The following is a 13,635-nucleotide window of genomic DNA, read 5'->3' as shown; positions in this document are numbered from 1 at the left end:
TCCTCCTTATAAATCGGAGTTCGATTATTATTTCGTGATTTGCATAGTCCTGAATAAGATTGCTTCGTCGTTCCTCCTTGCAATGACAAAAATTAGGAACCTCATTGCGAGAAATCGAAGCAATTTCATATCAACAGTATATTTCAATACCTCGGATCTTCTTCACTCGCCCCCAACTACCTAAAACTTAAAAACATACTCCTTTCCGGCTTCGGTAGAAAGATCAAACTCCTTACTGGCTTTAATACCTACCGGTTTTAACTTAGCTTCAGGAGAAATTATTGGCTTCTTAACCGTAGGAACCTCGTAAAAAGCATTAGCATTGCTTCCCGATGCAGCTTTAAGATTAGCTGTAGAAGCTAATAAATCCTCATTAATTCTCAACCTGCAATTTCCTCCCAAACGAGAAGTAACTTTCAGCTCCTTTAATTTAGATTTCTCCCAAACAACATCTACCACAAAACCACCTCTGGCTACCAAACCTGTCATTTTACCGGTTGGCCAGATATCAGGCAAAGCAGGTAAAATATGGATAGCACCGTCATGTGATTGCAAAATCATCTCCGCTATTCCTGCAGTACAACCAAAGTTTCCATCAATTTGAAAAGGAGGATGAGCGTCAAACATATTCGGATAAGTTCCACCGCCTTTTACGTTCACACTATCTATACTTCCGCCAACCAACTTCAATTGATCGGTAATTAATTTATAGGCATGATTTCCATCCAGAAAACGGGCCCATAAATTGACTTTCCATCCCATAGACCAACCAGTAGCCGGATCACCTCTGTAAATCAACGAAGTTCTGGCTGCATCAAACAGCTCAGGAGTACTATATGGAGATATTTGATTGCTGGGATATAAGCCATATAGGTGAGAAACATGGCGGTGTTTGTCATCCGGTCTGTCCCAATCGTACATCCATTCCTGCAACTGGCTGTATTTACCAATTTGCATAGGTGCAAGCCTATTGATCTTTTGTTTCAATAGCGTACTGTAATCTTTATCTATACCTAAAATCTCAGCAGCTTTAGCAGTTTTACTAAACAGATCAAAAAGCAACTGATTGTCCATCGTTGTTCCTGCGGCAATAGATACTCTCTTACCTTCTACATAAGTGTTTTCAGGGGAATTTGATGGAGAAACCACTAACCATTTGTGCTTAGGTTCCTCCTGTAAAATATCCAGATAAAAATCACTTGCACCCTTTAAAACAGGATAATATTTCTTCAAAAAGTCTTTGTTACCGGTAAACTGGTAATGATCCCACAAATGCTGGCTTAGCCAATTCCCTCCCATTGGCCAAAGTCCAGCATAAGGTCTGTCAACAGGACCGGTAATCCGCCACAAATCGGTATTATGGTGTGTTACCCAGCCTTTAGCACCATACATCGATTGAGCAGTGGCTTGTCCTGTTACAGCCAGATCTTCCAGCATATTAAACAAAGGTTGATGCAATTCAGATAAATTCGTTACTTCCGCTGGCCAATAGTTCATTTCCGTATTGATATTGATCGTGTACTTACTATCCCATGGCGCATCCATTCTATCATTCCAAATTCCCTGTAAAGTTGGCGGTTGGTTACCCGGTTGCGAGCTACAAATCAAAAGATACCTTCCAAACTGAAAATATAAAGCTGCTAAATGTGGATCAAAGCTTTTTGCGAATTCATAAATCCTTCTGTCAGTAGGTTTATTCACCGAAGCATTGACGCCCACATCAAACTTTACCCGGTTAAAATATTGCTGATAGAATGCAATATGTTGTTTTAGAGCATCGTCATAATTCTTAACAAATGCTTTATCTAAATAATTTGACGCCTTTACATGTTGGTTACCGGAAATATCATTGTACTTGACAAAATTGGTAGCCATAGAAATATAAATAATCGCCTCATTGGCATTTGTAACCTTCCATAAACTACCTGTCAGCTCCGCCTTTCCTCCTTTTACTTTGGTTTTAACCTGAGTCTCAAATTTGATCTGCCCCTTCTCTCCTTCATGATCCGCAGTTAGCCCTGTTAAAATCAATTTACCGTTTTCTATCTTCTGTGCACTATTCTGCGGCGAAGTTAAAGAAGCATTAAAAGTTATTTTATTTGGCTTATCAGCAGTTAAACGAACAATAATAACCTGATCTGGGAAAGAAGCGAAAGTCTCCCTTTTATAATTAACACCATTTAAACGATAGCTAACGGTCGTTACTGCTTTTTCAATATTAAGGTCCCTATAATATTTTTCAACCTGTGCATGTCCCGGAAAGTTAATTAATAAATCACCTACAGGCTGATAGATCATCCCGCTGTTTTTCTTCGGAAACATATCTACATCAGCCAAAGCCTGTGCTTCCAAAAACTTCTCCTCAAAAATCAGCTGTCTCAGCTTTGGAATAGCAGCCCCTGACTCAGCTGTAATATTAGTATTAGGTCCACCAGACCAAACTGTCTCTTCATTTAGCTGGATTTTCTCCCGATCAGGATTTCCAAATACCATAGCACCCAAACGGCCATTGCCAATAGGCAGAGCCTCATTCCAGTTTCTGGACGGTGCATCGTACCACAATTTTAAAGTTTTATCATGCTGCTGTGCATTGGCATTTGCAACAGCTAAAAAAGAGGTTAGAGCTAAAAAATAAAGTTTTCGCATATTTTGGTTAACAACTTATTATACCTTCTTCAAAAAAGAAACTGCCTAAATATGAAATGAGAAGTTCGAAACTCAAATTATATTCAGACAGTTAATTAACAGTTAATAATCCCAATCTCCTAAAAACTCAGGAAATTCAATATGCAATTAGCACTTTTTATTTCTTAAACCAATTAGACTTATTGGCGTATTAATAAACCATATTGGCAAAGCAGATACCGTACCTTCTACCTTCTACTTACTACTTACTACTTACTACTTACTACTTACTACTTACTACTTACTACTTACTACTTACTACTCGGACACTCCGCCTCACTCGTTTCCGACACACAAAAATCCGCAAATTTAACCTGTTCATCCTTTAACACAGTTTTTCCATCACCTTTAGACCTGTATACTCCCCATTTTCCCCGATTCACCTGATTGTCGCCCGTACGCCACATATCTATGCCACTAGCCTTGCTGTAACTTAACAAAGTAACACCGTCACTCACCCTCGTTAATACGATTTCAAAAGAACCATTATCGCTGCTCTTGTATTTTACATAAGCCTCCACCCAGGCACCCTTAAAAGGAGCCAACGGAACAGAAATAACCTTTCCTAAACTATTGGCTTTACTCTCACCGGCATCATGAATAACTTCCAGGACCGAAGCTCTCGGCGTAATAGTAATCAAAGGGGCTCCGGCATCACCACTTTTTGCTTTGATCTGGAAAATATGACAGAATGTATTAGACCCTACAAAATCAGCAGGCAGCCTGAACTTCCATCTGTAATACCCCATTTCATTCTCCTTGTGTTCCGTTTTGCTGTTGCTTCCCTTAATCTCCATTCTTACCCTGTCAAAATTGGTACATCTGTCATTATCATCAATGATATGACTATGGAAAACAAATACATTTTTATTTAAATCCGAATCAAACGCCTGTGTAACATGTGGCCCAAATGGACTATGTACACAATCTGGATTTTCATGGGCAAAAGCCCCAGTAAAAAGAGGATAAGCACTCCCAGAGCTAGCCGTTGCACTTAGCGTAGCGGCGTTATTAACAGTTCCGCTTCCTGGGTTTTCTTTAGGAGGATCTTCCTTTGGTGGCTGGCCTGAGTTTGGCTCTTCTTTAGAAGGGTCATCCTTATCATTATCCGCTTTATCTACAGTTTCCTCTGTTTTTTCCTTTTCCGGAGCAGTCTCCTCTTTAGAAGACGAGCAAGACAGCGTAATAATCAACAAGGTTAACAAAAAAGTTATCCCTTTATTAAAAACGATCGATCCTCTTTTCATGATTTTGGGTATTATTTGGTTTATCGTCTTCCTGGTAAAGAAAACATAATCCCAAAGTTAGTAGATTAGATATCACTTCATGATGCTTTTTTGGCTTTTTATTAAACTGCTTTAGCCAATTATATTGTATGAATTGCCAAATAAATTAAATAAAAAAGCTCTCAGTAAAGATATATTTGAAAATATCTTTATCACCATACATGAAACCTCAATATTTCAGATTATATCTCCCATTAGCCTATATATGCTTTTTCATTGTGGGCTGTTCAACACAAAAGGTGTCTGTTTCGCTTTTAAGTGAAAAAGCCAATACCCGTTCAGATCAAAGACCAATTAACATAGGTTTTTATGATAAACAGGCGAATAAAACCTTTGTCACGTGGATGGGAGCAAGTAGCAGCGCCGTAGTAAAAGAATACGATCACAGAACGAAAACATGGTCCGTGGATAAAGTAGTAGGGAATTCTCCTTTTGTAGACAAACATAATTATCCGGGAATGTTAAAGGGTAAAGATGGAAAAATTTATATATTTTATGGATGTCATAACTCTACTTTAAAAATGACGGTTTCTCCTTCCCCCTTAAGCATTGACGGAGAATGGAAAGATAGTTTTATAGACATTGCAGAGAAAGCCTCTTACCCCGCTCCGATAATTACCCAAAAAGGAACATTTTACGTATTTTACAGAGAAACCAGACAAAACAACAAATATTCCGATGACAGACCTTATCGATTTGTAAAGTCGACGGATTCAGGAAAAAACTGGACAAAGCAGATGGCTATTGATCCATATCCAAGAAAAACCGACAATATGATGGAGATTTATAACGGAAAGGTCAGTTATCAACCTGCTCATGGTAATCAAAAAGGAAAAATACATTTGGCCTGGACTATAGCCGGAGAAAAGCTCGGAAAACATGCGCATGCTACTTATGGACGTAATGTATATTATGCCTATCTTGATCCGTCTAATGACCATTTATATAATATCAATGATGTAGATTTAGGAGAAACAATAGATACCGAAGAAATGGATAAATATTGTATGGTGCTGGATACTGGTATTCCGGAAAAAGGACATTTAGCAGGCCTGCAGGTCTCTGTACATTATAAGGATAACGGCTGGCCTTTAATTTATTTTGACAACCAATTAAATGGTGGTCCCGGAAGTGCTACTTGGAATGGAAAATCATGGGTCTTCGCAACTATTCAATCTCCGGGAAATGAAATCAGGGATTTAAGAGATCCCAGAGAATTAGAAAAGATTGGAGCGAACTCTTTTAGAGTTTATATTCCAAACGAGAATAAAATAAAAACCTACATAACAAACGACGGAGGATTAAAATGGAAGCTCGAAACAGCTATACAGGTTGGTGCGAAAGTTGATCGTGTTGAAGTTATAGAAAACGCTACCAAAGACATAAAACTTTTCATAACCGAAGGAGGAGATGGCGAGATTAATATTGCAAAAAGGAATGTTTTTTATGGAAAAGTTACCTCAGGATACAAGAAACCTTATCAGATAAATAAAATAAAATGAAAAAAAGCATATTAACTTTTAGTTTGGCCGTATCGTTACTGGCCTGCTCTTACGCGCAAAATATAGTCGACGGCAATAAAATACCAGTCGCAGGAAATGTCAAAATATCCTTACCACAAGGATTCACAACAGCCATAGTAGCAGAAAATTTGGGTAAACCAAGGCACCTTACAATAAATCCCGACGGGAGTATGTATGTTAAACTTGCCCGGGCGGTTGACAGCAAAGGAGTACTTTATCTTAAAGACACAAATGCAGATGGTAAATATGAAGTCATCAAAGGCTTTGGGAACTACGGCGGAACCGGAATCTATACCAAGAATGGTTATTTATATACCTCTTCTAATCAGGAAGTATTCAGATATAAATTAAACGCGAATAACGAAGTAGCAGATACCGAACATCCGGAAAAGATTATTACCGGACTAAAGATGGGCAGACAACACGAAACAAAATCTATCGTTATCGACAACAATGATAACATCTATGTAAATATAGGTGCTTATTCCAACTCTTGTCAGCAGGAAGACCGCAAACCAGGTTCTTTAGGAGTTCCGGGATGTCCATTATTGGATTCGGCAGGAGGAATCTGGCAGTTTAAAGCAAACAAATTAAACCAAAGCTATGGACAAGGTACCCGCTACGCCACTGGATTAAGAAATGTTGTAGGATTAGATTGGAACAACACAACCAACAGCCTATTTGTAATGCAACATGGCCGCGACCAATTAAACACTTTATTTCCGGATTTATTTGATGCTAAAACCAATGCAGAGCTGCCAGCGGAATGTATGTACGAACTAAAAAAAGGAGATAATGCAGGCTGGCCTTTTGCCTACTACGATCCGTTTCAGAAGAAAAACATGCTGGCTCCTGAATATGGTGGAGATGGTAAAAAAGCTGCCGATGCTTCATACATTAATCCAGTTGTTGCTTTTCCAGCGCATCTGGCACCTAACGGCTTATTATTTTACACAGGATCTCAATTTCCCGAGAAATATCGAAACGGCGCATTTATAGCCTTTCACGGATCATGGAACAGAGCACCGGAAAAACAGGAAGGTTTCTTTGTAGCTTTTGTTCCCTTTAAAAATGGTAAACCATCTGGAAACTGGGAGTTTTTCGCTAACGGTTTTGCCGGATCAGACAATATTACATCAGCATCACAAGCAGTGTACAGACCTTGCGGCCTGGCCCAGGGTCCTGATGGATCGATATATGTAACAGACGATAAAAAAGGTACAATCTTTAAAATAAGTTATAATGGCAAATAAAACCTTAAGCCTTCTTTTAACAGCAACACTTTCGTTCACAAGTCTTTTTGTGTTGGCACAGCAAAAAAAAGCTACGCCAACACAATCTAATACGATGACAACTTCGGGCTTCAAGAAGTCATTTGACAGCGGTAAGGCATTATACACGCAACATTGCATGGTTTGTCATCAGGCAGACGGAAATGGCGTACCTAATTTAAATCCGCCCTTAAGAAAAACAGAATATGTAAATGGTGATAAGACCCGACTGATCAATATTCTATTAAAAGGGCTTAACGAACCCATTGAAATAGATGGAGAGGAATATTCAAATCCAATGCCTGCTTTCAATTATCTGAGCAATCAGCAAATCGCAGACATTTTAACGTTTATCAGGAATAACTTTGATAATAAATCTTCTGCAATCAGTGTTGCTGAAGTAGCAAAAGTAAGAAATAGTAATAGCTCAAAATAATAAAATCCGGATCTATAGATCCGGATTTTATTCGAATTGATTTTAAAATTAATACTATTTTATAATCTCAAACTTACCTTCCGCATTTTTAACAAATACTTTCACTAAAGTTGCAGACGGTGAAAAAGTAACATAGGTTAATTCACATTTCTGATCAGTAATTGCATCGGGGAATCTCACTCCTGCAAACAAGCCTAAATATTTTTCTATTTGTTGGTCGTTCCAATATCTCATATCAAAATTACCATATTTCGCAATATTTTCAGATGCTGTCGGCAATTCCGTTTTAGATAATCCAGCTATAGTTATTTTATAATCGTCAGTAATCAATTTATGTTTTATGGTATTGTCTGGTACCCATTTACCGCTTTTAACAGCAAATTTCGAAGCGTACTTAACCGTCCCATTAATAACAATCCATTTCCCTGATACATATTTCAATAAACAAACCTCTGTGGTTGTTGGGTTTCCTGTACCGTTATACATAGTATAAAGTACAGGTTGTATAGAACCTTCTACTACAGAATATGGGAACTTATTAGCTATAAAAATTGGAATAAATGTATTTGCCACAGCTGCTGAGCTAAAATTCGAATTAGCTTGAGTCATAATGGTATAATCTGTTGCCAGAAGCGTATAAGCAATAGCCCAGGCACCATCAAAATAAAGAACTGTTGCCGTAGAATCTTTCACGGGCTTACTATTCCAGGCAAACGTCAACTGTAAAACATCACCATTTTTGGGAGTTTTATTTATAGCCTCCGCCGCTTTTATAATACTGGATGCAGAGTTCAACGTCGTAAATTTCGGTACGCTTGGCTGACCATTAGTTGCACCATTTACCGCCAAATAATCTGCCATGGTTAAAGTATGTCCAACAGTAGGATTCATCTTCGTATTCACATTATTTAGATTATAAGTAACGTTAATAGTAGAAGTTTCCTCCAAATATTTGTACTTACTGTTTAATAGCTCTGGAATAAGGATTTTCGCAGAATCTTCACTACTGAAAGCTTTATTTTTCTCTGTATAACCAGAGGATTTTTTAAATGTTGAATAATCGGCATCAGTCAACTCTAATGTCATTTCCCTAACTCCGGCTCTATCAATTTTATTTATATCTAACTCCGCATAAGTATCCTTCATCGGATCACATGCCTGCGCTAAAGCAATGGTAGCTATCAAAGCTGCTATATTGAATATCTTTTTCATTATTAATGATTTATTCTTGATTAAAAGTTAACTTTTAAACCCGTTGTCCAAGTTCTACCAGTTCCGTAAAACACTTGTGTATTTGCGGCGTTACTTATTCCATTTTGAAAGTTTGCATAGCCATCAGAAATATATTCTGTATTAAACAGGTTATTTACATTAGCAAATAATGATGTATTTAAACCCGCGATTTTCATTTTGAAAACAGCATTTACATCTAAAAGCGAATAATTAGGCACTTTCCATGCAACCAAATTCTCCTTTAATAAAGTCGTAGGATTGAAATCTGAAGAATAATTTGCATAGTAGTTATAATCAATACCTATTTTGAAATTCTCAAAAAGATCATAATTTGCTCCTAAAGCCAAAGTAGTTTGAGGGGAATCCCCTACTTTCAATCCTTTCATATAAACCGGGCCATAAGTATCGACAACTTGTTGTTGATCATCATATATCTCTAACTTTTGTAAGTTATTTGTCCATTTCCAGTCTCCAACCGAAAGCATACCTTTCATTGTAAATTTATTAGTCGGCCTGTATGCAAAATCTAGCTCTACTCCTTTATGAAGTGCATTTACACCAGAAAAATTACCAAAGAAACGCTCCTCTCCACGGCTAAAAGATCTGGTGAAAGATTTATCTTTCCAATCGGTATAATATAAATTTAGATTTGCAGAAAACGCAGAAGTTCTAAAACCGTAGCCAAGTTCATAACTGGCAATTTTCTCTCTTTTAAAATTATTATTAACCGTATTGGAGTTGTTCATGAAAACGGCATTGAAAAACGGTGCCTTTTCAAAATAACCGATATTAGCGAATACATTATGTTTTTCCGTTAGGTTATAGTTTATCCCACCTTTGGTCTGGAAACCGAATATGTTCACTTTTTTAGATTTTTGGTTCGGATCAGAATTTAAGAACATGAAATAATCTATGCGCTGGTAGGATGTATTAGATCCGGATAAAGATACAAACGCTGAAACCGGTCCTTCTGAATACTCTCCCTGAACAAACGCGCCCTCCCAGCCGATAACGCCATCATTGTTAAAAGCTATTTTATCTCCGGTTTTTGCTCTGTTAAAAGGGTTATTTTTATTGGTATTATCAGCTACATAAGAAGCACCCAACAAATCATCAACTAATTGATAATGTTTACCTCTGTAATATCTGCCGTCGATACCAGCCAGAATATCAAATTTATCATTCAGTTTTTTAGTATAAGTACTTAAGATACCATACCACTGATGGTCATTTACAGAGTTTCTCATATATCCAAGAGCACTACCGTCTTGATTTGCTATGTTTTTCTGAGCAATTGCATCAATATTTACCGGAGAATAAGCGCCATTCGTTCTAAAATCGTTAAACTTCAAACTTCCGGTGTATGCAATACCACCTCCTGAAGCTACAGATCCATAAACTGAAGTCGACAAGAAAGATGTTTCATCTATTGTCCAGTTATGGTTTAATGAAATTTGCGGTTTATGATACTTATTAACGCTTAAAGATTTAAACTCCCCATTATAATATCCCCAATTCGGGTTATATTTAATTCCTTGCGCAGCATCTCTATACTCATTAATATACAACCTGTCATATCTTTGGGCATGGGTTTGCGGTGCTCCAAAAGCCGTTAAAGCCAGCGTATGTTTTTGGTTTATCTTTTTAGATACATTAAAGAAATAATTATATCCTTCGTAATCTAAACCATCAGCCCAGCCTTTACCTACATTTCTACCGCCTAATATCGTAAAAGCCCAGCCATTATCCATCAAGCCTGAAGAATAAGTAAAAGTAGTCTTACTATAACCATCATTACCTATACCCTGAAAAATGGAGCCTCCCTTAATTACATCTATTGTCCTGGTTGTGATATTTATAGTACCGCCAACAGAAGGTACGGCAACTTTTGATGCTCCCAAACCTCTTTGCACCTGCATAGATCTTGTAACATCGGATAAACCAGCCCAGTTAGACCAGTAAACTTTACCATTTTCCATTCCATTGATTGGCACTCCGTTGATCATAACCGCAATATTTTCACTTTGGAAACCTCTTAAATTAATACGAGAATCTCCAAATCCACCTCCAACCCTGGTTGCATAAACACCGGGAGTAGACTTCAGCAATTCAGGAAACTCCTGGCTACCGAGCTTCTCCTCTATCACCGCGGATGTAATAGTAGATACAGCCACTGGTGTTTTTCTGTCTATTGCAACGCTATTTGCCTTTACCACAATTTCAGACATTGTAGTAATGTTAGACTCCAGCTCTATGGCAGGCAAAACTGCATTACCTTTTGCAGTAATATTTACTTCCTTAGAATTATAGCTAACAAAACCTACAACCAATACCACCGGTGTTTCTTTTACCTTTAGTGTAAACTCTCCCTCGATATCAGCGGTTGTCCCTATCGTACTTCCTTTTATAGTTACAGCAGCTCCTGTTAAAGGTTCTTTTGTAACAGCATCAACAACTTTCCCTTTCAAAGTTATTTGTGCCATAGTTACGTTTGCCAATAATAGCAAAACAAAAAAAGCCACTAACCTCTTCAGGCTACTAGCTCCTCTTTGTAATCTTTTTTCCATTATGTACTGTTAGTGTTATGTTTTATGCGGCAAAGATACTCCCTTTATTATTACCTAATTGTTAAGCGCCAGCCAATCAGCGTATGCGACAAAAATTTTACATTTGCACCTTCAGCCGATTTTTTTAGCCAATTGTTTCAATAAAAAATTGCTAAATTCGGCCCCAAAACAAAGTCATTATGAATTACGATGTTATTGTCATAGGTAGTGGACCAGGAGGATATGTTGCCGCTATCAGAGCATCTCAATTAGGTCTCAAAACTGCGGTTGTAGAAAAAGAATCTCTTGGTGGAATTTGTCTAAACTGGGGATGTATACCTACAAAAGCTTTATTAAAAAGTGCACAAGTATTCGAATATATAAATCACGCTTCTGAATATGGTATACAGGTCGCTGGTGCTGAAGCTGATTTTGATGCAATAGTAAAAAGAAGCCGCGGCGTTGCCGATGGTATGAGTAAAGGTATCCAGTTCTTAATGAAGAAAAATAAAATCGACGTTATTAACGGATATGGTAAAATTAAAAAAGGTGGTAAAATCGAAGTAAAAGCTGCTGATGGTTCCACAAAAGAATATACAGCAAAACATACGATTCTTGCTACAGGAGGTCGTTCCAGAGAATTACCAAATCTGAAACAAGACGGCAAAAAGATTATAGGATACAGAGAAGCAATGGTTCTTCCACAACTTCCTAAATCTATGGTTGTTGTAGGTTCTGGTGCCATTGGAGTGGAGTTTGCTTATTTCTATGCAACAATGGGCACCAAAGTTACTGTTGTTGAGTTTATGGACAACATTGTTCCTGTAGAAGACGAGGATGTATCTAAGCAATTAGTAAGATCTTTCAAAAAAACAGGCATAGAGGTAATGACAAAGTCTTCTGTAGAATCGGTAGACACTAAAGGAGATCTTTGCAAAGTAAATGTTAAAACAGAATCTGGAAACAAAGTTTTAGAAGCAGAAGTTGTTTTATCAGCCGTTGGCGTTGTTGCTAATATCGAAAACATCGGTCTTGAGGAAGTTGGCGTAAAAACCGACAAAGGTAAAGTCATTGTGGACGAGTTTTACAAAACAAATGTTGCTGGTGTATATGCAATCGGAGATATCGTTCCGGGACAAGCTTTAGCTCACGTGGCTTCTGCAGAAGGAATTATCTGTGTAGAGAAAATTGCAGGTCATCATCCAGAACCTTTAAATTATAACAATATCCCTGGATGTACATACTGTTCTCCAGAAATTGCATCTGTTGGTTATACAGAAAAAACAGCAAAAGCAGCAGGTTACGATATTAAAGTAGGTAAATTCCCATTCTCTGCATCTGGTAAGGCAAGTGCTTCCGGAGCAAAAGATGGTTTTGTAAAAGTAATTTTTGATGCTAAATATGGCGAGTTCCTTGGTGCTCACATGATTGGTGCGAACGTTACAGAAATGATAGCAGAGGTTGTTGTAGCCAGAAAACTGGAAACTACCGGTATGGAAATCGTTAAATCGGTACACCCTCACCCTACCATGAGCGAAGCAATTATGGAAGCTGCCGCAGATGCTTATGGTGAAGTAATTCACTTGTAGAATTATTTTTTTAGATGTAGAAGCTTAATCGAGATAATCGGTTAAGCTTTTTTTTATATTTACACTTATGAAGCTACACACAATAGAAGCGGGATTTTTCAAGCTCGATGGTGGTGCTATGTTTGGCGTGGTTCCAAAATCTATTTGGAGCAGAACAAATCCTGCCGATGAGAACAATATGTGCTCCTGGGCAACCAGATGCCTCCTCGTAGAAGAAAATAATCGTCTTATATTAATAGATACAGGCTTAGGGAACAAACAGGACGATAAGTTTTTTAGCCACTACTATTTGCATGGGAGTGACAATTTATTGTCTTCTATACATCAAGCAGGATTTCATGAAGATGATATCACTGATGTAATACTTACACATCTGCATTTTGACCATGTAGGTGGAGCAGTCTCTAAAAAAGGCGACAAATTGGAACTAACTTTTAAGAATGCAACTTATTGGTCAAATGAAGAACATTGGAATTGGGCCATCCATCCAAATGCCAGAGAGAAAGCATCCTTTTTAAAGGAGAATATCTTACCGATAAAAGAGAGTGGGCAATTGAAGTTTATAGAAGTTAAAGATGGAATTTCTTTCTCCGAAAATATTAAAATCCGATTTGTTTATGGACACACCGATGCCATGATGCTCCCACAAATAAACTATAATGGAAAAACTATTTTATATATGGCAGACTTACTGCCTTCCGTCGGGCACATTCCTCTTCCCTATATCATGTCTTATGATATGTTTCCTCTTAAAACGCTAGACGAAAAAGCGATTTTTTTAAAAGAGGCATTGGATAATAATTATATCCTTTACCTCGAACACGATCCAATGAATGAATGTTGCACACTTAAAAATACTGACAAAGGAATAAGATCAGATAAGACTTTTTCTCTCAATTCTGTTTTCACTTAATCTTTTTTGAACCTAAATAAATTATTGTATCTTTAGATAAGACATCATCTCAAAGGATTGCTATGTCAGGCAAATGTAGTTTGTGCAATTAATTAAAAAAATCCCTAACATTTTCCAAAAATAAACGTTATATATCTCAAAGTTTGCTTAGAT

Annotated in this window: 9 protein-coding genes; 5 read left to right on the top strand and 4 right to left on the bottom strand. The window is 37.5% G+C overall.

The window, feature by feature from the left end; all coding sequences use genetic code 11:
- Nucleotides 1-180: 180 nt before the first annotated feature.
- Nucleotides 181-2,646, bottom strand: a complete 2,466-nt coding sequence (locus PEDSA_RS02255) for a glycoside hydrolase family 95 protein (protein WP_013631531.1) — start codon at nucleotides 2,644-2,646, stop codon at nucleotides 181-183.
- Between the two features lie 290 nt (nucleotides 2,647-2,936).
- Nucleotides 2,937-3,932: a heparin lyase I family protein gene (locus PEDSA_RS02250; protein WP_013631530.1), complete on the bottom strand. Its 996-nt coding sequence runs from the start codon at nucleotides 3,930-3,932 to the stop codon at nucleotides 2,937-2,939.
- Between the two features lie 200 nt (nucleotides 3,933-4,132).
- Here PEDSA_RS02250 and PEDSA_RS02245 point away from each other — a divergent pair, with 200 nt between their 5' ends.
- The 3 genes from PEDSA_RS02245 to PEDSA_RS02235 are packed head-to-tail and all read left to right on the top strand — an operon-like array spanning nucleotide 4,133 to nucleotide 7,201.
- A complete protein-coding gene (locus PEDSA_RS02245) occupies nucleotides 4,133-5,473 on the top strand; it encodes a BNR-4 repeat-containing protein (protein ID WP_013631529.1) in 1,341 nt (446 codons plus the stop codon).
- Nucleotides 5,470-6,747, top strand: coding sequence for a PQQ-dependent sugar dehydrogenase (locus PEDSA_RS02240; protein WP_013631528.1), 1,278 nt, complete (start codon nucleotides 5,470-5,472; stop codon nucleotides 6,745-6,747). Before PEDSA_RS02245 ends, PEDSA_RS02240 begins: the two co-directional genes overlap by 4 nt.
- The gene (locus PEDSA_RS02235; RefSeq protein ID WP_013631527.1) at nucleotides 6,737-7,201 is read left to right on the top strand and encodes a c-type cytochrome; all 465 of its coding nucleotides are present in this window, start codon (nucleotides 6,737-6,739) and stop codon (nucleotides 7,199-7,201) included. The genes PEDSA_RS02240 and PEDSA_RS02235 overlap by 11 nt, the downstream gene beginning before the upstream one ends.
- A 54-nt stretch (nucleotides 7,202-7,255) precedes the next feature.
- Here PEDSA_RS02235 and PEDSA_RS02230 read toward each other — a convergent pair whose 3' ends face one another.
- On the bottom strand, nucleotides 7,256-8,413 hold the full coding sequence (locus PEDSA_RS02230) for a hypothetical protein (RefSeq protein ID WP_013631526.1): 1,158 nt from the start codon (nucleotides 8,411-8,413) through the stop codon (nucleotides 7,256-7,258).
- Nucleotides 8,414-8,433: 20 nt separating this feature from the next.
- The gene (locus PEDSA_RS02225) at nucleotides 8,434-11,001 is read right to left on the bottom strand and encodes a TonB-dependent receptor (protein ID WP_013631525.1); all 2,568 of its coding nucleotides are present in this window, start codon (nucleotides 10,999-11,001) and stop codon (nucleotides 8,434-8,436) included.
- A 179-nt stretch (nucleotides 11,002-11,180) separates the two neighbouring features.
- On the opposite strand from PEDSA_RS02225, the gene lpdA reads away from it, so the two are divergent.
- Nucleotides 11,181-12,569 (top strand): dihydrolipoyl dehydrogenase, encoded by a 1,389-nt coding sequence (lpdA, locus tag PEDSA_RS02220; protein WP_013631524.1) that lies wholly within the window; start codon nucleotides 11,181-11,183, stop codon nucleotides 12,567-12,569.
- A 67-nt stretch (nucleotides 12,570-12,636) separates the two neighbouring features.
- Nucleotides 12,637-13,482 (top strand): MBL fold metallo-hydrolase, encoded by an 846-nt coding sequence (locus PEDSA_RS02215; RefSeq protein WP_013631523.1) that lies wholly within the window; start codon nucleotides 12,637-12,639, stop codon nucleotides 13,480-13,482.
- Nucleotides 13,483-13,635 lie beyond the last annotated feature (153 nt).

This window comes from Pseudopedobacter saltans DSM 12145 (assembly GCF_000190735.1).
GTDB classification, from domain to species: Bacteria; Bacteroidota; Bacteroidia; order Sphingobacteriales; family Sphingobacteriaceae; genus Pseudopedobacter; species Pseudopedobacter saltans.
This window is presented reverse-complemented; position numbering and strand designations above follow the sequence as displayed.

What these genes read in the sequence shown, in the direction of transcription:
- PEDSA_RS02255 (WP_013631531.1), bottom strand. Translation starts at nt 2,646, where the DNA reads ATGCGAAAACTTTATTTTTTAGCTCTAACCTCTTTTTTAGCTGTTGCA.
- PEDSA_RS02250 (WP_013631530.1), bottom strand. Translation starts at nt 3,932, where the DNA reads ATGAAAAGAGGATCGATCGTTTTTAATAAAGGGATAACTTTTTTGTTA.
- PEDSA_RS02245 (WP_013631529.1), top strand. Translation starts at nt 4,133, where the DNA reads ATGAAACCTCAATATTTCAGATTATATCTCCCATTAGCCTATATATGC.
- PEDSA_RS02240 (WP_013631528.1), top strand. Translation starts at nt 5,470, where the DNA reads ATGAAAAAAAGCATATTAACTTTTAGTTTGGCCGTATCGTTACTGGCC.
- PEDSA_RS02235 (WP_013631527.1), top strand. Translation starts at nt 6,737, where the DNA reads ATGGCAAATAAAACCTTAAGCCTTCTTTTAACAGCAACACTTTCGTTC.
- PEDSA_RS02230 (WP_013631526.1), bottom strand. Translation starts at nt 8,413, where the DNA reads ATGAAAAAGATATTCAATATAGCAGCTTTGATAGCTACCATTGCTTTA.
- PEDSA_RS02225 (WP_013631525.1), bottom strand. Translation starts at nt 11,001, where the DNA reads ATGGAAAAAAGATTACAAAGAGGAGCTAGTAGCCTGAAGAGGTTAGTG.
- lpdA (WP_013631524.1), top strand. Translation starts at nt 11,181, where the DNA reads ATGAATTACGATGTTATTGTCATAGGTAGTGGACCAGGAGGATATGTT.
- PEDSA_RS02215 (WP_013631523.1), top strand. Translation starts at nt 12,637, where the DNA reads ATGAAGCTACACACAATAGAAGCGGGATTTTTCAAGCTCGATGGTGGT.